The organism is Nitrobacter vulgaris, from assembly GCF_002028545.1.
In the GTDB taxonomy this organism is placed as follows: Bacteria; Pseudomonadota; Alphaproteobacteria; order Rhizobiales; family Xanthobacteraceae; genus Nitrobacter; species Nitrobacter vulgaris.
The window spans coordinates 1-19082 of sequence record NZ_MWPQ01000033.1 but is presented as its reverse complement, the minus strand read 5'-3'; the positions used below and the strand labels follow the sequence as shown (position 1 = coordinate 19082).

21 protein-coding genes and 1 pseudogene are annotated in these 19082 nt (G+C 60.1%); 9 read left to right on the top strand and 13 right to left on the bottom strand.

The genetic code is table 11. The annotated features are described in order from the left end of the window. Positions 1-150: 150 nt before the first annotated feature. Positions 151-1200, top strand: coding sequence for a patatin-like phospholipase family protein (locus B2M20_RS07545; protein ID WP_079446476.1), 1050 nt, complete (start codon positions 151-153; stop codon positions 1198-1200). 12 nt (positions 1201-1212) lie between these two features. Here the strand turns inward: B2M20_RS07545 and B2M20_RS07540 are convergent, their stop codons facing one another. The 3 genes from B2M20_RS07540 to B2M20_RS07530 form a co-directional block, all read right to left on the bottom strand. Further along, the gene (locus B2M20_RS07540; RefSeq protein ID WP_079446457.1) at positions 1213-1641 is read right to left on the bottom strand and encodes a CBS domain-containing protein; all 429 of its coding nucleotides are present in this window, start codon (positions 1639-1641) and stop codon (positions 1213-1215) included. Between the two features lie 195 nt (positions 1642-1836). After that, positions 1837-2619, bottom strand: coding sequence for a rhomboid family intramembrane serine protease (locus B2M20_RS07535; protein WP_079446456.1), 783 nt, complete (start codon positions 2617-2619; stop codon positions 1837-1839). A 171-nt stretch (positions 2620-2790) separates the two neighbouring features. After that, entirely contained in the window at positions 2791-3183 is a 393-nt protein-coding gene (locus tag B2M20_RS07530) for a hypothetical protein (RefSeq protein WP_244553450.1), read from the bottom strand. A gap of 592 nt (positions 3184-3775) precedes the next feature. Here B2M20_RS07530 and B2M20_RS07525 point away from each other — a divergent pair. The 3 genes from B2M20_RS07525 to rpsD all read left to right on the top strand — a co-directional run bounded on the left by B2M20_RS07525 (position 3776) and on the right by rpsD (position 6503). Beyond that, complete coding sequence (locus B2M20_RS07525) at positions 3776-4333, top strand: PAS domain-containing protein (protein WP_079446454.1); 558 nt, start codon at positions 3776-3778, stop codon at positions 4331-4333. Positions 4334-4678: 345 nt separating this feature from the next. Continuing rightward, positions 4679-5530 (top strand): glutamate racemase, encoded by an 852-nt coding sequence (murI, locus tag B2M20_RS07520; RefSeq protein ID WP_079446453.1) that lies wholly within the window; start codon positions 4679-4681, stop codon positions 5528-5530. A gap of 355 nt (positions 5531-5885) precedes the next feature. Further along, positions 5886-6503, top strand: a complete 618-nt coding sequence (gene rpsD, locus B2M20_RS07515) for a 30S ribosomal protein S4 (RefSeq protein WP_079446452.1) — start codon at positions 5886-5888, stop codon at positions 6501-6503. A gap of 67 nt (positions 6504-6570) precedes the next feature. On the opposite strand, the gene B2M20_RS07510 is transcribed toward rpsD, so the two are convergent. Then, entirely contained in the window at positions 6571-6837 is a 267-nt protein-coding gene (locus tag B2M20_RS07510) for a PepSY domain-containing protein (protein ID WP_079446451.1), read from the bottom strand. Between the two features lie 364 nt (positions 6838-7201). Continuing rightward, positions 7202-7540 carry a Grx4 family monothiol glutaredoxin gene (grxD, locus tag B2M20_RS07505; RefSeq protein WP_079446450.1) on the bottom strand — a complete coding sequence of 113 codons (339 nt, stop codon included), beginning with the start codon at positions 7538-7540 and terminating at the stop codon, positions 7202-7204. A 295-nt stretch (positions 7541-7835) separates the two neighbouring features. On the opposite strand from grxD, the gene egtB reads away from it, so the two are divergent. Together egtB and egtD are read left to right on the top strand one after the other, a co-directional pair. Beyond that, positions 7836-9089 carry an ergothioneine biosynthesis protein EgtB gene (gene egtB, locus B2M20_RS07500; RefSeq protein ID WP_420799274.1) on the top strand — a complete coding sequence of 418 codons (1254 nt, stop codon included), beginning with the start codon at positions 7836-7838 and terminating at the stop codon, positions 9087-9089. Positions 9090-9132: 43 nt separating this feature from the next. Continuing rightward, positions 9133-10098, top strand: a complete 966-nt coding sequence (egtD, locus tag B2M20_RS07495; RefSeq protein WP_079446449.1) for an L-histidine N(alpha)-methyltransferase — start codon at positions 9133-9135, stop codon at positions 10096-10098. Between the two features lie 7 nt (positions 10099-10105). On the opposite strand, the gene B2M20_RS07490 is transcribed toward egtD, so the two are convergent. After that, positions 10106-10339 carry a BolA family protein gene (locus B2M20_RS07490; protein ID WP_079446448.1) on the bottom strand — a complete coding sequence of 78 codons (234 nt, stop codon included), beginning with the start codon at positions 10337-10339 and terminating at the stop codon, positions 10106-10108. A 561-nt stretch (positions 10340-10900) separates the two neighbouring features. Between B2M20_RS07490 and B2M20_RS07485 the strand changes: the two genes are divergently transcribed. Beyond that, on the top strand, positions 10901-11266 hold the full coding sequence (locus B2M20_RS07485) for a hypothetical protein (protein WP_079446447.1): 366 nt from the start codon (positions 10901-10903) through the stop codon (positions 11264-11266). A gap of 293 nt (positions 11267-11559) precedes the next feature. Here B2M20_RS07485 and purL read toward each other — a convergent pair whose 3' ends face one another. The 5 genes from purL to purC form a co-directional block, all read right to left on the bottom strand. After that, entirely contained in the window at positions 11560-13770 is a 2211-nt protein-coding gene (gene purL / locus B2M20_RS07480; protein ID WP_079446446.1) for a phosphoribosylformylglycinamidine synthase subunit PurL, read from the bottom strand. Positions 13771-13902: 132 nt separating this feature from the next. After that, positions 13903-15123, bottom strand: coding sequence for a cytochrome P450 family protein (locus B2M20_RS07475; protein ID WP_079446445.1), 1221 nt, complete (start codon positions 15121-15123; stop codon positions 13903-13905). A gap of 213 nt (positions 15124-15336) precedes the next feature. After that, complete coding sequence (gene purQ, locus B2M20_RS07470) at positions 15337-16038, bottom strand: phosphoribosylformylglycinamidine synthase subunit PurQ (RefSeq protein ID WP_079446444.1); 702 nt, start codon at positions 16036-16038, stop codon at positions 15337-15339. Positions 16039-16050: 12 nt separating this feature from the next. Then, positions 16051-16290, bottom strand: coding sequence for a phosphoribosylformylglycinamidine synthase subunit PurS (gene purS / locus B2M20_RS07465; RefSeq protein ID WP_079446443.1), 240 nt, complete (start codon positions 16288-16290; stop codon positions 16051-16053). A gap of 42 nt (positions 16291-16332) precedes the next feature. Continuing rightward, positions 16333-17100: a phosphoribosylaminoimidazolesuccinocarboxamide synthase gene (gene purC, locus B2M20_RS07460; protein WP_173815946.1), complete on the bottom strand. Its 768-nt coding sequence runs from the start codon at positions 17098-17100 to the stop codon at positions 16333-16335. A gap of 332 nt (positions 17101-17432) precedes the next feature. On the opposite strand from purC, the gene B2M20_RS07455 reads away from it, so the two are divergent. After that, entirely contained in the window at positions 17433-17756 is a 324-nt protein-coding gene (locus tag B2M20_RS07455) for a DUF1476 domain-containing protein (protein WP_079446441.1), read from the top strand. A gap of 145 nt (positions 17757-17901) precedes the next feature. Here the strand turns inward: B2M20_RS07455 and cynS are convergent, their stop codons facing one another. After that, entirely contained in the window at positions 17902-18402 is a 501-nt protein-coding gene (gene cynS / locus B2M20_RS07450; RefSeq protein ID WP_079446474.1) for a cyanase, read from the bottom strand. Positions 18403-18646: 244 nt separating this feature from the next. Here cynS and B2M20_RS19025 point away from each other — a divergent pair, with 244 nt between their 5' ends. After that, entirely contained in the window at positions 18647-19012 is a 366-nt protein-coding gene (locus B2M20_RS19025) for a hypothetical protein (protein WP_139372859.1), read from the top strand. Here B2M20_RS19025 and B2M20_RS19020 read toward each other — a convergent pair. Further along, positions 18996-19082: pseudogene (locus B2M20_RS19020) on the bottom strand (IS5/IS1182 family transposase); the annotation flags it as partial. The gene B2M20_RS19025 and the pseudogene B2M20_RS19020 overlap by 17 nt on opposite strands.

The following is a 19082-nucleotide window of genomic DNA, read 5'->3' as shown; positions in this document are numbered from 1 at the left end:
TCCCGCTGTGGAAGACTTAAAAACCGGCCCATCGGGTTGAAACGCCGCTATCCGGTGATAATTTCTGGCAAGCAAGCAATAAGTCATCCTTTTGCTCACCGTGTCCGCCGGCAGCATGGTAACCGATGCCGGCAGTCGGAGAATCCTATCGTGCTGGAGGGTTTGAAAGGTCGCGACCAGAATGGGTCGAACGGCCAAAAAGTAGGATTGGGTAGCGTCAGGCGGCCAGTGATCGGGCTGGCCCTGGGTGGCGGGGCCGCGCGCGGTTTCGCTCATATCGGCATTCTCCGTTCCCTGATCGCGCACGGCATCGAGCCCGATGTCGTGGTGGGCACGTCGATTGGAGCGGTGGTTGGGGGCGCCTATGCCGCCGGTCGTCTTGATATTCTGGAGGAGTGGGCGCGCAGCCTGCAGCCTCGCAGTCTCTTCAGTTATCTGGATATCCGGTTGAACGGCTCCGGACTGATCGGCGGCGCCAAGCTCACCGCCCAACTCGAGGCGTCGCTCGGTCAAATCCAGATTGAAGAACTGCCACTCAAGTTCGCAAGCGTCGCAACGGAAGTCCGCACCGGCCACGAAATCTGGCTTACGCACGGGCGACTGGTCAATGCTATGCGTGCGTCCTATGCCCTTCCGGGTATCTTTGCGCCGATACTGGTTGGCGACCGCTGGCTGGTCGATGGCGCGCTTGTCAACCCGGTGCCTGTTTCCACCGCCCGCGCGCTGGGCGCCGAAGTTGTGATCGCGGCCAACCTGTCTAATGACGTGTTCGGCCGCAGCACCACGATATTCTCTCATGGTACGCAGAACGAGGTGCAGGAGGAGGTCGTCGTCGAGCCCCCGCCGCGCAGACTTGGCTTCGGCAAGTTCTTTTCGCTCGAGCGAACGGTTAAGCGCGAATTCTTCGCTGGCGGCAGTCGCCCGGGTGTTGTGTCGGTCATGACCGACGCGTTTAACATTATGCAGGATCGAATCACGCGCGCGCGGCTCGCTGGCGACCCGCCGGACCTTTTGATCTCGCCGCGGGTCGGCCAGATCGGCTGGTTCGACTTTCACCGCGCCGGCGATCTGATCGCGCACGGTGCACGTGCCGCAGATCGAGCGATCGACGCGATTGTAGAAGCGATCGAAGTTCTCGCGCCGGCGTCGGCGCCAGACGTCGCTGGCGTCGCGGATCCTGAAAGCGGGACCGATCCTTAATGCAGCACGTGCTCAGGCCGTGTTGATGTACTCGCGCAGCGCCTCCTGCTCGGCTTCATATTCCTGGACGCGCAGCTTGACGACATCCCCGATCGAGACCATGCCTACCAGCTTGCCCTCCTCCACCACCGGCAGATGCCTGAACTTTTCCGCGGTCATGACTTCCATGAGGTGAGCGACCGTATCCGACAGACGGCAACTGACGACCTTGCGGGTCATGGCGAGGCTGACGGGCTCATCGAGCGCAACTGCGCCGCGTTTATCCAGTGCATGGACGACGTCCCGTTCGGACAGAATGCCATCAATGCGCGTACCGCTCACGACGAGCACGGAACCGATCTGCTTTTCCGACAAAATCTTGAGCGCCGCCGAAAGCTTTACGTCGGGCGCAACGCTTACGACTTGAGAACCCTTGGCGCTGAGAATGGCACATACTGTCATTGTCGCTTCCCTTGGAGGGATCGCGCGGGATCACTTTGCGCGATCCTTGCCTTTAGCGTTCAGGCGACAACCAACATCCAGTTTTGTTCGCGAGTAGAACGCACCAACGGAGTCATCGTTTCCAGCACGCGAACGAATTTAAACTCGCCTGACCAGGGGATGATGAATGAAATCAGCCTGCATCGCAAGCAATCGTTAGACATGATCCGCGTCGGAAGACGCATTCTCGGCGTCGCGCGGAGAACGAGGCACCGGATCGAACAATGAAAACAATAGAAGGCCCGCCATAAAGCCGCCCATGTGAGCCTGCCACGCAACGCTGCCTGGCTCGGCGCCGATTGCAACTGATCCGATGCCGAAAATGATATTGATACCGAACCAGATTGCGAGAAACGCCAACACTCGGGGATTTTGCAGGGCGCGCGTCAACGACAGCGCGGGCACCTGCGCGGCAGCGTCGGCATCGCCGCGGCCCAAGGACAGAAAACTTCCCTGCGCGAAGGCGAAGCGGATCGCCGCAGCCATTGCGCCCGACACCGAGGCTGACGCGCCGATCATCGGCGCAATATTGTGCTCATGGGTCACTAGATGCGCGACCGCGCCGGCAACGGCAGTCACCGCCATGAAAAGAAAAAATCTGAAGGCGCCGAAACGGCGCGCCAGCGCGCTGCCGAAGGGCAGCAACCACAAGATATTGAAGCCGATGTGACTGAGGTTGGCGTGCAGCAGCGAATAAGTCACGAATGTCCAGACCTTAGCGCCGCTTCCTCCGGGAAACGCTGTCGCGAGAAGATTCGGATCGTAACGCTTCGGAATGAAGCCGAACGCCTCAATGATCCAGTATTCCAGATCTGGCGGCATCGCCGACCACACGACATGAATAATCGCGAGAAGGCCAATATAGGCGGTCAATGGCCCCGGCAGGGTCAGGATCGGTTCACGCCGAGGTTCTGACGAAGGGTCTGAGGGAAAGTCCAAGGGTGGCGACCTGGTGGCTCAAGCGGGCGAATCCGGCTCACGAAAACCGGGTATATGGCGGCGGTCCAGACGGCCCTTCCCTGGTCCGCATATCGCGGGGCATTCTCGACAACACGACGCTTTCAAACAAGCGTCAAAACAGTCGCGCAAGAAGCACATGACGTGGATACGTTACTCGCTCTGCCGCTTGCGGAACACCCACCATTTCAGTCCCTTATAGAAAAGCACCATTGCAGTCAGCGATGCCGCGCCCTTCAGAAACCAAGTAAGCATCTCCAGAGGACTTCGAGCGCCGTGCTCTCTTTCCCTTTCCGCTGGGACCTCTTCTTTTTCTGCTGGGAGCTCCTTTTCCGCTGAGACCTCTCCTTTTTCAGCTGAGACCTCGCTCACCTGAACAACGGATCCAGCGCGAGGATGATCAGCCACATCCTTGATAAGGTGAGCCGGTGGGAACTGGACTTCTGCAACGGGCGTTCGGCTACTCCCGAGTTCATCAGATTGGGCCGGAATACAGGCCGATTGAAGGCCGATCGTAAGACCCAGAATGGGCACCCAAAACCGCAAGACTCTCCCCGCCTGTCTCATTCAGCGTTTGCCTCTGCCATTATCGAGTACAGGATAGTCGGCGAACCGTGCTCTATCCGGTCTCATACCACCACCATTTTGGCCGGCCGTCCGGGCCGGATTATGCCGACTCATACTCAGTCCGGCTCTCGCTGTCGATGTTGGCGGCAGCAACTTACAAGATCGAAGGGGCGGATTTTTCGAAAGAATCTCTCGGGCCGCACGGAATGCGCCTCGACGCCAACCGTAAAAGTAAAGGGAGGGCCTGAGAAACCCTCCCTTGATCGTGTGGGGCCGGATGGATTTCGATGAAAAGAAATCCGCTTCCGATCTTCGTGACGGTTGCAACTGCTCGACACATCCGCGGAAACCTGAAGAGAACGCATGACGCGGCGGGATCATAGCCCGCTTTCCGGCGAACCTGGTCAGGTGGTTAACTTAACGTTAACGGCACAATTGCGTGGGGTCGCTGACGCAAAAGCCGCCTCCGGCATGGACGCTGCAACACCGCTCCTGCACAACAGCAAACGGCTGAGGTGCCTTGAAATAGGACAGATTTGTCCGGTTGGACCTCGGTCAGGACGGTTGCATCATGAAACACCCATCGAACCGCACATTCTTCGCCTACTGGGATGAGAAACGTGACGGCGAGCGTGCTCCGGACCGCCGCGTCATTGAACCGAGTGCAGTTCGCCAGCTGCTCGGGGACATCTTCGTGCTCTCCTACGAGCCGGAGCGCGGTTATCCGTTCCGCGTTGCCGGAACCCGGATCTGCGCCCTGCTCGACCGCGACCTTAAGGGGGAGAATTTTTCAACACTGTTCGCGGCCGCAAGCCGCGCCCAAATTACCGACATGCTCGGCATCGTGTCCGACGAACTATTGGTCGCGGTCGCTGGTTTGACTGCCACCGAGCGGAACGGATCGCTCGCACACTTCGAACTGCTGCTGCTCCCCTTCAACAATCGCACCCATACCCCAACCAGCCTGACCGGGTTGCTAGCGCCGATGCAGCCCAGCCGGCAGCCCGTGATGGACTTCACGCTCACTTCGTGGCGCTATCTGAATCATCCGCCGCAACGTTTCGTCCCACGCGCACTGAAAAAGCTCGAGATCGCGCGCGGCTTCATGGTCTACGAAGGATTGCGCTAGAGCCTTTCAGCCAGAATGAAGCAAGGGCACCACGTTCTTGGTATTACGAGTCTTTCTCCGAACGAAGCGTTTCGTCCGAGCAGCGCTGAAATCTGGCTGATTTCTTTGTGAGTATTAAACCGCATCATATTGAAAAATATGATATTATAGACGTTTTCCGGGTCATGCCCAATGGCTGGTCCAGGACTTCCCACGCATCGCTCTCCACGGCACAAAGCCGTTGCACCCACGTGATGTTGCGAGCGTTGGGGATCGCCTTGTCTTAAGGTATGATTGTCCCGAGATGGACAAATCGACACAATCCGTAAAAACTCCGCGGTAACCGACCGTCCCTAATATTCTCGCGTGTCACACACTCCAACCATTCTTGTCCTCGATTCCGGCCTCGGCGGCCTCACCGTGCTGCGGGAGATCGTCGGCGTCCTCCCCGCTGCACGATATGTCTATGTCGCCGACGACGCCTTCTTCCCCTATGGCCGCCTCAGCGAAGACGAAATCATCGCCCGCGTGGTGCCGCTGGTCGGAGAGTTGATCGGCACCCACGCCCCAGACATCGTGGTGATCGCGTGCAACACGATGTCCGTCTCGGTTCTGGGGCCCTTGCGCGCCGCCTATTCGGTGCCGTTCGTGGGCACGGTTCCGGCAATCAAACCGGCTTGCGCCGCGTCGAAAACCAAGCGCGTCTCGGTGCTCGGCACCCGGGCGACCGTGCAGCGCGAATACACTCAGGCGCTGATCCGGAATCACGCGCAAGCCTGCACCGTAACGCTTGTTGGCGCGGCGCGCCTGGCTTCGTTGGCGGAGGACGCCTTGAGCGGCAACCCCGTCAGCGACGCCGACATCCTGAGCGAAATCACACCGTGTTTCGTTACGGCGAGCAATGGCGGAGACCTGCGCACCGATGTCGTCGTGCTCGCCTGCACGCACTACCCGCTGTTGCTCGATCGGCTGCTCAGGCTCGCACCATGGCCGGTGTCATGGATCGATCCGGCGCCCGCGATCGCCCGCCGCGTCGCCGACCTGCTGAAATCACTCGCGCCGAGCGCCACCGGCGGCCGCGAATTCCCGCCCGAAATGATCTTCACCTCGGGCCGCTCCAACGCGCTGACGGGCGCGCTCGCGCCGTTCTTCGGCGGCCGCGTCCCAGCCCGACCCGCATCTCATCAGCCGATGCCAGAACCGGCGACAAACCGTTGAAGATTCATGATTTTACACAGGATCAGGCCGCTAATCTTCGGCGCAAAGTGATATAGCGGCGATCAGCTCCCCGCAGCGTTCGCGTTTGGCGTTCTTCCGATCGAAAATGACTCCGCCATGGTTTGACAGGAAAGCGGTTTGTCCCTAGAAAACGCCTGCGCGCGGGCCTGTTTTGGCCCGCGTTGCGTTTCGCGACCCGTGGTCCTGCCCGTCAAGCTTATGGGCCGGACCTGTCGGCGGCGGATTTGTCATGATCCCGAAAAGCGGTCTTCCGGTTTTTCATCATGTCCAGATCATCCGCACAGGAGGGCGCGTTTCCTCGATCCACAGACTTTAATTTTGACAAGAGGACGCGATGACTAAGCGCAATGAGGCGAAGTACAAGATCGATCGCCGTATGGGGCAGAATATCTGGGGCCGCCCGAAGAGCCCCGTCAACAAACGCGAATACGGCCCCGGCCAGCACGGCCAGCGTCGCAAGGGCAAGCTCTCCGATTTCGGAACCCAGCTTCGCGCCAAGCAGAAGCTCAAGGGCTATTACGGCAACATTTCCGAACGTCAGTTCTACGCGATCTATGTCGAAGCGACCCGCATGAAAGGCGATTCGGGCGAGAACCTGATCGGCCTGCTCGAGCGCCGCCTCGACACCGTGGTCTATCGTGCGAAGTTCGTGCAGACCATGTTCGCCGCGCGCCAGTTCATCAACCACGGCCACGTCAAGGTGAACGGCCGCAGAGTCAATATTCCGAGCTACAAGCTGAAGGTCGGCGATACCATCGAGGTGAAGGACGCATCCAAACAGCTCGCGCTGGTGCTGGAAGCCAACCAGCTCGCCGAACGCGATGTGCCCGATTTCATCGACGCCGATCACAACAAGCAAAGCGCGAAATTCATCCGCATTCCGCAACTCGCGGACGTGCCTTTCGCGGTGCAGATGGAACCCCATCTGATCGTCGAGTTCTATTCGCGCTAACCCCACCGCCTCGATTTAAAAAAGCCCCGGATCGCTCCGGGGCTTTTTTTGTCCAAGGTCGAAGTGATTAGTTGTCGGGTTCGCTTTTGATGACCTCACCACTCTTGGGATCGACACTCAAATCATAACGCACGCCCTTGAGATCGGCTTCCAACTCCCAATGGCCATCATCGGCCTCAACCTTACTGAAATTTGTGTATCCCAGGGCGGTTAGCTTCTCGATGACCTGATCGGACTTCATCCAGTCTGCGCCCGGCTGGTCTGCATGGGCCGGGCTGGTAGCTGCCGCCAAAACAAGCATCATCGGCGCTAGGGCGATAAAACGCGTTCTCATTCTTGTCTCCGTGCAAGGTACATGGCTGAGCCAAGAACTGCCCTTGGTCGGGAAGGTTCCTCATAGAAGCTTTTCCGCGCCGTCCCACGCTAACGCCCCGCGGATGCAACCATTAGACTGGTCACGGCGACGTGGCTGGAAAGCGTGCCTTATCCGCACGGACTCTGAGGATTCCTGGCGCCTGCGTGCGCGGCAGTCGCGATGCCAACCGTTTGCGGTCACGCGACCCTACGAGTCGCGCCGTCAATACCGCCGCGACCGGAGATTCTTTGAGCTGCGTTGACGGATGCATCAACGCCCAGCGTGGTGATGTCCGCGACGATGAGATCCAGTCGTGCTGAACCGACGGCGCGTGAGGCCGCCGTCAGGCCGACGCCGGTGTGTTCAGCGTGATGCCTTTGTCGCCGAGCAGTTTCTGCAACTCGCCAGCTTGGAACATCTCACGGACAATATCGCAGCCGCCGACGAATTCGCCTTTGACGTACAGCTGCGGGATCGTCGGCCAGTTCGAGTAGGTCTTGATGCCGTCGCGCAGTTCGGGATTTTCGAGCACGTTCAGGCCCTTATAGCCCACGCCAATGTGGTCGAGAATCTGAACCACCTGCCCCGAAAAACCACACTGGGGGAATTGCGGCGTGCCCTTCATGAACAGCACAACGTCGCTCGACTTCAGTTCGCTTTCAATAGTGTCCTTAATGCTCATCCATCACATCCTTTAGCCGCAAGTTACCGGCACCGCGAACAGCCCGTCGCAGCTCGCTGCTATATATAGTCCGAAACTGTTGTGTAACAAATAAATTGCCGGGAGCATCAACCTATCGCGCAGGGCGTTCTGGGTTGTGAATGATGCCCTGAAACAGACCGTCAAGACCGCGCTTTTAGGCCCGGTCGGAGCCTCGGATATCGTTCCCGGCAATACCCTCAATAAGACCTGCGAACGGATTGTTCCACGGAACCCAATGTCCGGAGCAACGTTCTTTCCCAAACCGGAGATTTCCGTGACGAACCCTGCGTCTGCCGCAGCCGCAATGGCCGCCCCGAACCCGTCGCTATTTTCCGGTTCACGGACATTGGCCGGCCGCCTGACGGATGCATTTCTCGCCGTCCGGAGCGAAACGGAGCGGCGTGCAGAACCGCTGACGCCGGAAGACCAGATGGTGCAATCAATGCCGGACGCCAGTCCGACGAAATGGCACCGTGCCCATACGACCTGGTTCTGGGAACAGTTCCTGCTCGGGGAGCACAGTCCCGGCTACATTCCATTTCATCCGGATTACGCCTTCCTATTCAATTCGTATTACGTCGGCGTGGGTCCGCGTCATGCCCGCGCCCAGCGCGGCCATCTGACGCGTCCCGGCGCGGAAGAAATCACCGCCTATCGCCGGCACGTCGACGCCGCGGTCGTCAAATTCTTTCACGATACCAGCGACAAAATGCTGGCCGGACTGATTCCGCTGATCGAAGCCGGCCTTAACCACGAACAGCAGCATCAGGAGCTGATGCTGACGGATATCCTGCACGCATTTGCCCAGAATCCGATGGCGCCGGCTTACGACACGTTATGGACATCCCCTGCTCCACACGCCGGCAGCGGATGGACAAGACTGATTGAGGGCATCCACACCATCGGACATCAGGGCGATAACTTTCATTTCGACAACGAGAAGCCCGCGCACCGCGTTTTGGTCGGCCCGGTAAAGCTCGCGCGCGGTCTCGTCACCAATGCCGATTGGCTCGCTTTCATGGACGACGGCGGCTATCGCACCGCCAGCTTGTGGTTGATGGACGGCTTCGCTGCGGCGACCGGCGAGGCTTGGGAAGCCCCGGGCTACTGGCGGAAGACGGCCGATGGTTGGCAGGTCATGACGCTTGGCGGCTTGCGGCCGATCGATGCCAATGCGCCGGTCTGCCACGTCAGTTATTACGAGGCCGATGCCTTCGCGCGCTGGAGCGGCAAGCATTTGCCAACCGAGATGGAATGGGAAGTCGCGGCCCGAGCTGAACAGCTCGACGATGCGTTCGGCATGGTCTGGCAATGGACGCGAAGCGCATACTCGCCCTATCCCGGATATCGCGCCAGCCAAGACGTGCTCGGAGAATACAACGGCAAGTTCATGGTCAACCAGCTCGTTCTCCGCGGCTCATCGCTGGCGACGCCGGAGCGGCACAGCCGCGTCAGCTACCGGAACTTCTTTTATCCGCACCACCGTTGGCAATTCACCGGTCTGCGCCTGGCGGACTACGGCGCTTGATCGCTGCCAACTCAAATGCGTTGCATTGCGCAGGGAGAATGCCATGAATCTGCATGCTGCCGCTTTGGCCGGGGCGCCTGGATCCAACGAAAGCACGCGGGAATTCGCGAGTGATGCGATCACAGGATTGTCTCACCATCCGAAACAACTCCCGCCAAAGTATTTTTACGATGCAGTAGGCTCCGAACTATTCGAACAGATCACGCGGCTTCCCGAATATTATCCTACACGCACAGAGCTCGGTATTCTGCGTGATCGGTCCGCCGAAATTGCTTCGATCATTCCCACACATGCGGCGCTGGTGGAGTTCGGGGCCGGCGCTCCCACCAAAGCGCGGCTGCTGCTGGCCGCGTGTGAATTTGCCGCCTATGTGCCGGTGGACATTTCGGGTGACTTTCTCAACGCACAGGCTCGCGGCTTGCGAAAAGACTTTCCACATCTGAAAATCTATCCGGTGACGGCCGATTTTACCGCGCCATTCATTCTACCCGATCAAGTCGCGGCCATGCCGAAAGTCGGATTCTTCCCCGGCTCGACCCTTGGCAACTTCGAGCCTCACGAAGCCTGCCGCTTCCTGCGGGGGGCTCGCAATATCCTGGGTGAGGGCGCGTACATGCTGATCGGCGTCGATCTCGAGAAGAACGAACGGACGCTGTACGATGCCTATAACGATGCCGCCGGCGTTACCGCGCGCTTCAACCTGAACATCCTGGCGCGCGTCAATCGCGAACTCGGCGGCAATTTCGACCTGTCCGCCTTCGCCCATCGCGCGATTTACAATCGGGATCGACACCGGATCGAGATGTATCTCGTGAGCAAAAAGCCGCAGACAGCCCGCTTGCATGGCCGCAGCTTCTTCTTTCGCACCGGCGAAAGTATCCACACCGAAAGCAGCTACAAGTATAGCACCGACCGTTTCAACGCCTTGGCGAAGGGCTCTGGTTGGACGCCGATAGCGGCGTGGACCGACCCGGAGCGAATGTTTTCGGTTCACGCGCTGATTAGCTGAGGCGGGACTACTCCGGCACGCCGGTCTGCAAAGCCAATGCGTGCAGCACGCCACCCATCTGGCCCTTTAGCGATTGATAGACGATCTGATGCTGCTGCACGCGAGACTTGCCGCGGAACGACTCCGATATCACGGTCGCCGAGTAATGGTTGCCGTCACCGGCAAGGTCCTGGATCGTCACCTGGGCGTCCGGAATCGCCTTTTTGATCATCGATTCGATTTCCCGCGCTTCCATCGGCATCAAAGTGCCTCCTAAATCCGGCTCGTGGGGTGGTTCAAACGTTCGCTTTATTTTCCTGAGGGTTCAGTCAAGCGAATTTCTGAACCAAAACACACTAGAATCATAGAGTTACTAGTGTCCCTTTGATTCCGAAATTCGCATCAAAGGTTGCCGCGGAGACATGCGAACTTCGGAATCGGGACACTAGCCCGGATCATGCACCGGAATCGCCGTGACGTCTGCTCAACTTAACGCGGTCGCCCGATCCCCGTCACAACGATCAGTCCTATATTTGCCAACCGCAAGAAAGTGGCCGGAAGATACCCGGCCCCGATCACCCGGTCATGATGACGCCGAACCCAGGCCGCATCGGGCCGTCCGCCAGCGATTGGATCAAGTCAAGAGCCGGAAGCGTGCGGCGTCGGAGGAGATGGAATAGCTCGTTCACGCAGATGGGAACCGCGAGGTTTGATGTAGGTCAAGGGCGCGAAGCTCTCGCGCGCGAGGCTTCGGAGAGAACCCGCGGTTCGGCGCGATGCGCAGGCGTCCGCGGCTTTCCTCTCTCGAAGAAGGAGTACGCAAATGTTGCGTCAATTTCTCATCGCTTCGGCAGCCGTAGCCATGCTGCTGGTTACGACCTTCCCCAATGACGCATTCGCCCGTCGTGGCGGCGGTATGCACGCCGGAGGTTTCCACGGCGGCGGCATGCACCGCGGCGGTGCCGTGCATCGCGGCGGCGCGGTTGCAGGTCGGGGATACCGGGGCGGCGCGGTTGCTGTGCGCGGCGGGCACTACGGCTATCGTGGATACGGCTATCGCGGCTACGGTGTCGGTGCCGCGGCAGTGGGCGCGGCGGCGGTCGGCGCAGCTGCGACGGGAGCCTACTACCGCAGCGGCTGCGGCTACAACGCCTACGGCAGCTGGGTTTGCCCGAATTATGGGTACTGAGCGGCGCGATGCCCCTGGCTTGAGATGTTCGACAACGATGGTGAAGTCATCGGGATGATGGCTCGTGCGCCAACCGGAAGCTATGGTTAGAGACCCACCATCGTTGCGATCGTACGCTGCATTGTGTCCTCAGCATAGAACTGCCGTACGCCCGCTTCAGCAGCCGTTGGCACATTCGCACTGAGTGCGTTGGCACATTCGCACTGAGTGGCGTCGGCACATTCGCACTGAGTTGGGTGACGAGGGCCGCGCTGCACTAAATTTCCGGCACAGGCGTGTCCTCTAGCCGAACGTCAGCTTTTCGTCGCCATGTAGTCCGGCAGCCAGCTTTCAAAGCCGTGCTGCAAGGACTTGATGTGGACGGCGCGCTCGCCGGCAATCGCGATCTCGTGACCGCCGGTCAGCCCGATCTGAATGCAAGGCACCTCCACCGCCTTGAGCTTGGTGAAAACGCTCAAGAGGTCCTGCTCGTGAACGGTCACGATATAGCGCGCCTGATCTTCGCCGAACCACCAGGCGTGCGGCACGATCGCGGCCGCCGCCGCGTCGAGTGCAGCGCCGATGCCACTCGCCATCGCCATTTCCGCCAGCGCGACGAGAAGTCCGCCATCGGAAACGTCATGAACGGCCGTTGCCGTTCCCGCGTGAATCATGCCGCGCACAACATCGCCATTGCGCTTTTCCGCGGCGAGGTCGACCGGCGGCGGCGCTCCCTCCTCGCGTCCACAGATATCGCGCAAGTAAACCGACTGACCGAGCCAGCCTTGTGTATCACCGATCAGCAGGATCGGATGTCCCTCCGCCTTGAAGGCAAGCGAGGCTGACTTCGTGAAGTCATCAAGCAAACCGACGCCGCCTATCGAGGGCGTCGGTAGAATGCCACGGCCGTTTGTCTCGTTGTAGAGCGAGACGTTGCCGGACACGACGGGAAAGTCGAGCATACGGCAGGCATCGGCGATGCCCTTCAGGCAGCCGACGAACTGGCCCATATTCTCAGGCCGTTCCGGATTGCCAAAGTTGAGGTTGTCGGTGATCGCCAGCGGCCGACCGCCGACCGCTGTGATGTTGCGCCAGGCTTCCGCGACCGCCTGCTTGCCGCCTTCGAATGGATCGGCCTCGCAATAGCGCGGGGTCACATCGACAGTAAGCGCAAGCCCCTTCGGTCCTTCCTCGACGCGCACCACCGCCGCATCGCCACCGGGCCGCTGCACGGTGTTACCACCGATGACATGATCGTACTGCTCCCACACCCAGCGCTTCGAACACAGCTCCGGCGAGGCAATCAGTTTTTCCAGCGCATCGACGACGGGCAAAGGCGGTGCAACGTCGCGCGCCTGAATGACGGGCAACTGCGGCGACGGCACATGCGGCCGGTTGTACAGCGGCGCTTCCGACTCAAGCTCCTTGATCGGCAGGTCGGCCATCACATCGCCGCCGTGCTTGACGACGAAGCGCTTGCTTGGCGTGGTGGAGCCGACGATAGCGAAGTCGAGTCCCCACTTTCTGAAGATTGCCTCCGCCTGCTTTTCCTTCTCGGGCTTCAGAACCATGAGCATGCGCTCTTGCGATTCCGAGAGCATCATCTCGTAGGCGCTCATGCCCTGCTCGCGCGTCGGCACGCTATCGAGATCGAGATCGACGCCGAGATCGCCCTTGGCTCCCATTTCCACGGCCGAACACGTCAGCCCCGCCGCTCCCATGTCCTGGATCGCGATGACGCACCCGGCATCCATGATTTCGAGACAGGCTTCCAGCAGCAGCTTTTCGGCGAAGGGATCGCCGACCTGAACGGTCGGACGCTTCTCCTCGCTGTCGTCGTCGAATTCGGCCGACGCCATGGTGGCGCCGTGGATGCCGTCGCGGCCGGTCTTGGAACCGAGATAAACAATCGGCATGTTCACGCCCGACGCCGCCGCATAGAAGATCTTGTCGACATCGGCGAGCCCGACCGCCATGGCGTTGACGAGGATGTTGCCGTCATAGCGGGTGTGGAAGCGCACCTGTCCGCCGACCGTCGGTACCCCGAACGAGTTGCCATAGCCGCCAACACCGGCAACGACGCCCGATACCAGATGCCGCGTCTTGGGATGCGACGGATCGCCGAAGCTCAGCGCGTTGAGGCAGGCAATGGGTCGCGCGCCCATGGTGAAGACGTCGCGCAAGATACCGCCGACGCCGGTGGTCGCACCTTGATAAGGCTCGATGTAGCTCGGATGGTTGTGGCTCTCCATCTTGAACACCACCGCCTGCCCGTCGCCGATGTCGATGACGCCGGCGTTCTCGCCCGGCCCCTGGATCACCCACGGCGCTTTCGTCGGCAGTCCGCGCAGATGGATGCGCGAGGATTTGTACGAGCAGTGCTCGTTCCACATCGCCGAAAAGATGCCGAGCTCGGTGAAGGTCGGCGTTCGGCCGATCAGTTTCAAAATGCGCTCGTATTCATCCGGCTTGAGGCCGTGCGAAGCGACAAGCTCGGGAGTGATCTGGGGTTCGTTGTTGATCATGGGTCCTGACGCGATTTACCTCCTTAATAAGGAGATCGGGTGCGCGGGAAAAGGTCTTTTACCGGCCGATTCCACGCTTTCCATGGGTTGCGTGGAGCCGAGGCCGGAATGCCGTCTTGCTAACCTGCATTATTACGCTACGAGCCGTACCGGCAGTTGCGTCAGCCCCCGTATGCCGAGGCGCTTGTGCCACTCGATACTCCTCGCCTGCGCAGCCAGATGCATGTCTGGAAAGCGCGCGAGAATGCGTTCGAACGCGATGGCCGCCTCCGCCCGAGCAAGTTGGAAGCCAAGGCAAAAATGTACGCCCGTGCCGAATGAAAGGTGTGGGTTCGGGTGCCGCGTGATGTCGAAACGATGAGGGTGCTCGAATCTGGCAGGGTCGCAATTCGCGGCCGCGACGAATCCGGCAATCATGTCGCCGCGACGGAATTGCCGGCCCTGCCAAGCGAGTTCGCGAGTCACGAAGCGCGGTTTTGTCATCTGGACCGGCGATACGTAGCGCAGGCACTCTTCTACGCAAGTCGGCATCAGGCCCGCATCACGGCGGATCTGATTGAGTTGATCCTCGTGGGACAACAAGGCGAAGAGCCCGCCTGAAATCAAATGGGTCGTGGTTTCCTGTCCGGCGCCGAACAGCAGAAAAATCATTGATACCAGTTCGTCCTCGCTGAGGGTCTGGCCAGCGATTTCGGCATCGCGAAGCTCTGCGATCAGTCCGCCGGACAGCGCGCCACCTCCCGATCTCGAACTACGGCGCAGGTAGCGGACAACTCTGATCACGCCGGGAATGGCGCGGATGACCGCGCCAATACTGGCGGTGTTCTTTAACCCGCCCAGCCAGCTCTTGAATCGATCGTGATCTTGATCCGGAAGGCCGAGCATCGCGCAAATGACCGAGAGCGGCAGGTCCCGGCAAAACTCGGACATGAGGTCGACCTCTGTCCTCCCCTTCAATCTGTCGAGAATGCGATCAGCGATCTCGGAAATCATCGGCCTCATCGCCTCTATCGTGCGCCGCGCGAACGCTTGGTCGACGAGGCTGCGCAGGCGGCGGTGTTCAGGATCGTCCTGACCGAGCATGTTTTGTGCGAGAAGGCCGATCGTCTTTGGAAGGAACCTCAGTATTCGCAGTTGTGTTCTGCTCCCCGCATTGGCGGGATCGCGCGCGAAGTTCACATGATCCTTCAACAGCGCGGCGCAGGCATCGTGCGTGACGGCCAGATATGTGTAGCCGATGATCGGCAACCTAATACGAACAATCGGACCTTCGGCTCGCATTCGGTCAAGCGTCGGAAAAGGATTCGCGTGAAATTCAGGCGAAAGAACATCGAAATCACGCGCCTTGATCATGACTTCATCGTCCTCTCCAGAGCAGACGGACGTTGTTCGTCGGCAGAAGCCCCAGACACTCACATAGCCACCGGGAGAGCGGATCAGCGCTCAAGCCGATGTCTGTACGATCCATTCTGAATATGCCTAGCTGACGGCACCGCAATCATCAAACACATGGCTCTCTCAGGAGAGACACAAGGGGCGGCATGTCAGCGGACTGCATCCACGATGCTACGCCGCCCGCCCCAGATGCGCGACGAGTCCGGCGAACAGGCCGCGCCCGTCGGTGCAGCCCATAATGTCTTCGACGTGATTTTCCGGATGCGGCATCATGCCGAGAACGTTGCCGCGCTCGTTGATGATGCCGGCGATCGACTGCGCTGCGCCGTTGATATTATGCGTATCGCCGACCTCGCCTGACGGCGAGCAATAACGATAGAGAACGCGACCCTCACCCTCGAGGCGGCGAATGGTGTCCTCGTCGGCGGCGTAGTTGCCCTCGCCATGGGCGACGGGGACGCGGATCACCTGCCCCGCATTGTAGCCGCGCGTGAACGGCGTGTCCGAGCGTTCGACTCGAACATGCACGTCATGGCAGATGAACTTCAGCCGCGCGTTGCGCATCAGGATTCCCGGCAAAAGCTCGGACTCGCATAGAATCTGAAAACCGTTGCAAACCCCGAGCACAAGACCGCCATCTGACGCGAAGGCGCGCACTGCGTTCATGACCGGCGAGCGCGCAGCGATGGCGCCGCAGCGAAGATAGTCGCCGTAGGAAAAACCGCCCGGCGCCACGACGAGATCGGTGCCCTCGGGAAGAGAGGTTTCCGCGTGCCACACCATCGCGGGCTCGCGCCCGGATACGAGCCGCAACGCGCGCGCCATGTCGCGCTCGCGATTGATGCCGGGAAAGACGAGGACGGCGGATTTCATGTCGTGCGTCGCCTAGCCCAGAACCTCGACGCGATAGTTCTCGATGACGGTGTTCGCCAGCAGCTTGTCGGCGGCAGCCTTGAGCGCGGCTTCCGCCTTCGTCTTGTCGCCGGCGAGTTCGATGTCAAACACCTTGCCCTGACGCACGCTGGCGATCCCCTCGATGCCCAGCGATTTCAGCGCGCCCTCGATGGCCTTGCCCTGCGGATCGAGAACGCCGGTTTTCAACGTGACGGTGACGCGTGCCTTCATATCCAGCTTCTATCTTTGTCCGTCTTCAGGAGGCAGCGAAAACTATCCCTTCACCAGCACCGGACCGGCACCGACCGGCCGGTCGTTCTCCATCAGAATGCCGAGCCGTTTCGCAACTTCGGTGTAGGCCTCCAGGAGCCCGCCAAGGTCGCGACGGAAGCGGTCCTTGTCGAGCTTCTCGTTCGACTTGATGTCCCATAGCCGGCACGAGTCGGGGGATATTTCATCGGCGACGACGATTCGCATCATCTCATTTTCGAACAACCGGCCGCATTCCATCTTGAAATCGACCAGCCGGATGCCGATGCCGAGAAACAGCCCGGTGAGGAAATCGTTGACGCGGATCGCCAGCGCCATGATGTCGTCGATCTCCTGCGGCGTCGCCCAGCCGAACGCCGTGACGTGCTCCTCCGACACCATGGGGTCGTTGAGCTGGTCGTTCTTGTAATAGAACTCGATGATGGAGCGCGGCAGCTGGGTGCCTTCCTCGATGCCGAGCCGCTGCGACAGCGAACCCGCCGCAACGTTGCGGATCACGACTTCCAGCGGCACGATCTCGACCTCGCGGATCAATTGTTCGCGCATGTTGAGACGGCGGATGAAATGCGTCGGCACCCCGATGTCGTTGAGGTGCTGGAACAGGTACTCCGAAATCCGGTTGTTGAGGACGCCCTTGCCCTCGATCACCTGATGCTTCTTGGCATTGAACGCAGTCGCGTCGTCCTTGAAGTGTTGAATCAGGGTACCCGGCTCCGGTCCTTCGTAAAGCACCTTGGCCTTGCCTTCGTAAATGCGACGCCGACGGCTCATTGGGATGTACCGTGTGTTGTTGAAATCCATGAATCTGGTGTGCTCCGAGCGCTTGATGTGACCGTGGCGGAGCTGCCGCGAAAGCCAGGACTCCTGAACAAGAACAGGAAACAGAACAAGAACCCCAGCTTGTCCGCAACGTAGCCGATTGAGTCACCCCGCACAATCAATGCAGGCCGTCAGAGGCGAAGTTTTACCCGCTGCCTGCGACCTTGCGCCTGTTGTTCCCGGATAGGCCCTTTCCTATCTAGTATGTAACTTAGGAACTCCAACCGGTCGCGGCAACGCGGCCGGCCGGCAGTTTTGGCAACAACGGAAACCGGACCCAGGCCATGAACTCATTCGAAAAGCGTCAAGAGGGTTTTGAGAAGAAGTTCGCGCTCGACGAGGAACACAAATTCAAGGCCTTTGCCCGCCGAAACAAATTGTTGGGCCTGTGGGTCGCGGAGAAGCTCGGAATCACCGGCGACGCCGCCAGCGCGTATGCCAAGGAGGTCGTCACCGCCGACTTCGAACAGCCGGGTGACGACGACGTGCTTCAGAAAGTGATGCGCGACTTGACCGCCAAGGGCGTCGCACTCACAGAACAGCAGGTCCGCGCGCAAATGGATATGCTATTGGCGGACGCCGTAGCTCAGGTGAAGGCGGGGACGTAAACTTCTCCCGCCTCCCTCATTTTTGAGTCAACACAACTCGCCCGCGCCGGTTTTGCGCCGGGCGCGGATCACACAGGGGCGATTCCCGACGCGTCGCCCCTGCTTTTCTTCGTGATGACCACGCCGGTCGAGCGGAGCCGTTCTCTCACGCCTTCTCGAGCTGGTGCTCCACATTACCCCCGGTGGCATTCCCGGCAGGGGCGGCATACTTGAACGGCAGGAATTTGCCGCACATGCCGATCTTGACGCGATCGCCCTTCGGACTGGCAACGCGCGAGAGCTCCAGGTCGAAGTCGATCGCCGACATGATGCCGTCGCCAAACTGTTCCTCGATCAGCACTTTCAGCGCCGGACCGTTGATCATCACCAGTTCGTACAGACGGTAGATCAAGGGATCAGTCGGCGGCATCGTCACACCAGCGCCGCGCACAGGCACCTCGCCGAGCATCGCGATTTCCGCCTTGGAAAGGCCGAACAGCTTTCCGGCGATCGCCGCCTGCGGCTTGGACAGCCTCATGTGGCCGAGCAGCGAGCTGACGATCAAGATCTCGGAATAACCGCCGATCTCGCCTGCGATGTATGACCAGCTCCATTCCTTCTCGCGCTTGATATCGAGAATCTTTTCCGTGAGGTCGGATCGTTTCATCATCATCTCCCGTCTGACTGAAAGGGCCTGGGACAATCCATTGCAATGCCCGTGCCACGAACGAGTAGACGGGTCCGGACAGCGTTTAATGTGAGAAATCGGTGCGGACGGCGAGCGATTGATCGGAATTTGCGCAACGAATGCCGCTTATGCAGGCACCCGCGATGGAGCCGTAGTTCCACGCGGCGGAACGCTACCCCTCATCCTCTTGCTCGCGCGGCGATATAGGATTATATTCCGCATCATGATCCTGCCCCGCACGCCGCCCGCCCTCACCCGCCTTCGCGTGAAGCCAGACGAACCGGCCGAGGGACCGCCCAATGGACCGAAGCCGATCCCGCGGAGTCACAGGCCACCCGGCGCGCGGCGGGCATGGGACGATTTGACAGTCAAGACGGTCCGTCACCTGTTCGAGCAGACGACTCTGAGCTACGCCGAAATCCGGGAGAGGACCGGCGTCTGTGAACCCACCATTTCGCATTGGAAGCGCAGCTATGGCTGGACGCGTCCGCCATTAGCGCCACGCTCGAGTTGCGATGTGCCGCTCTGGCGCGCCGGGCCGAGGCAGAAGCTGAGCACACTAGGGTCCGGACTCATAACCAGTAACTGACCAGCGCAGCGATGCAGACGGCTGCGAGGAAATTGATTGCGAGACGATCATATCTGGTGGCGATGCGGCG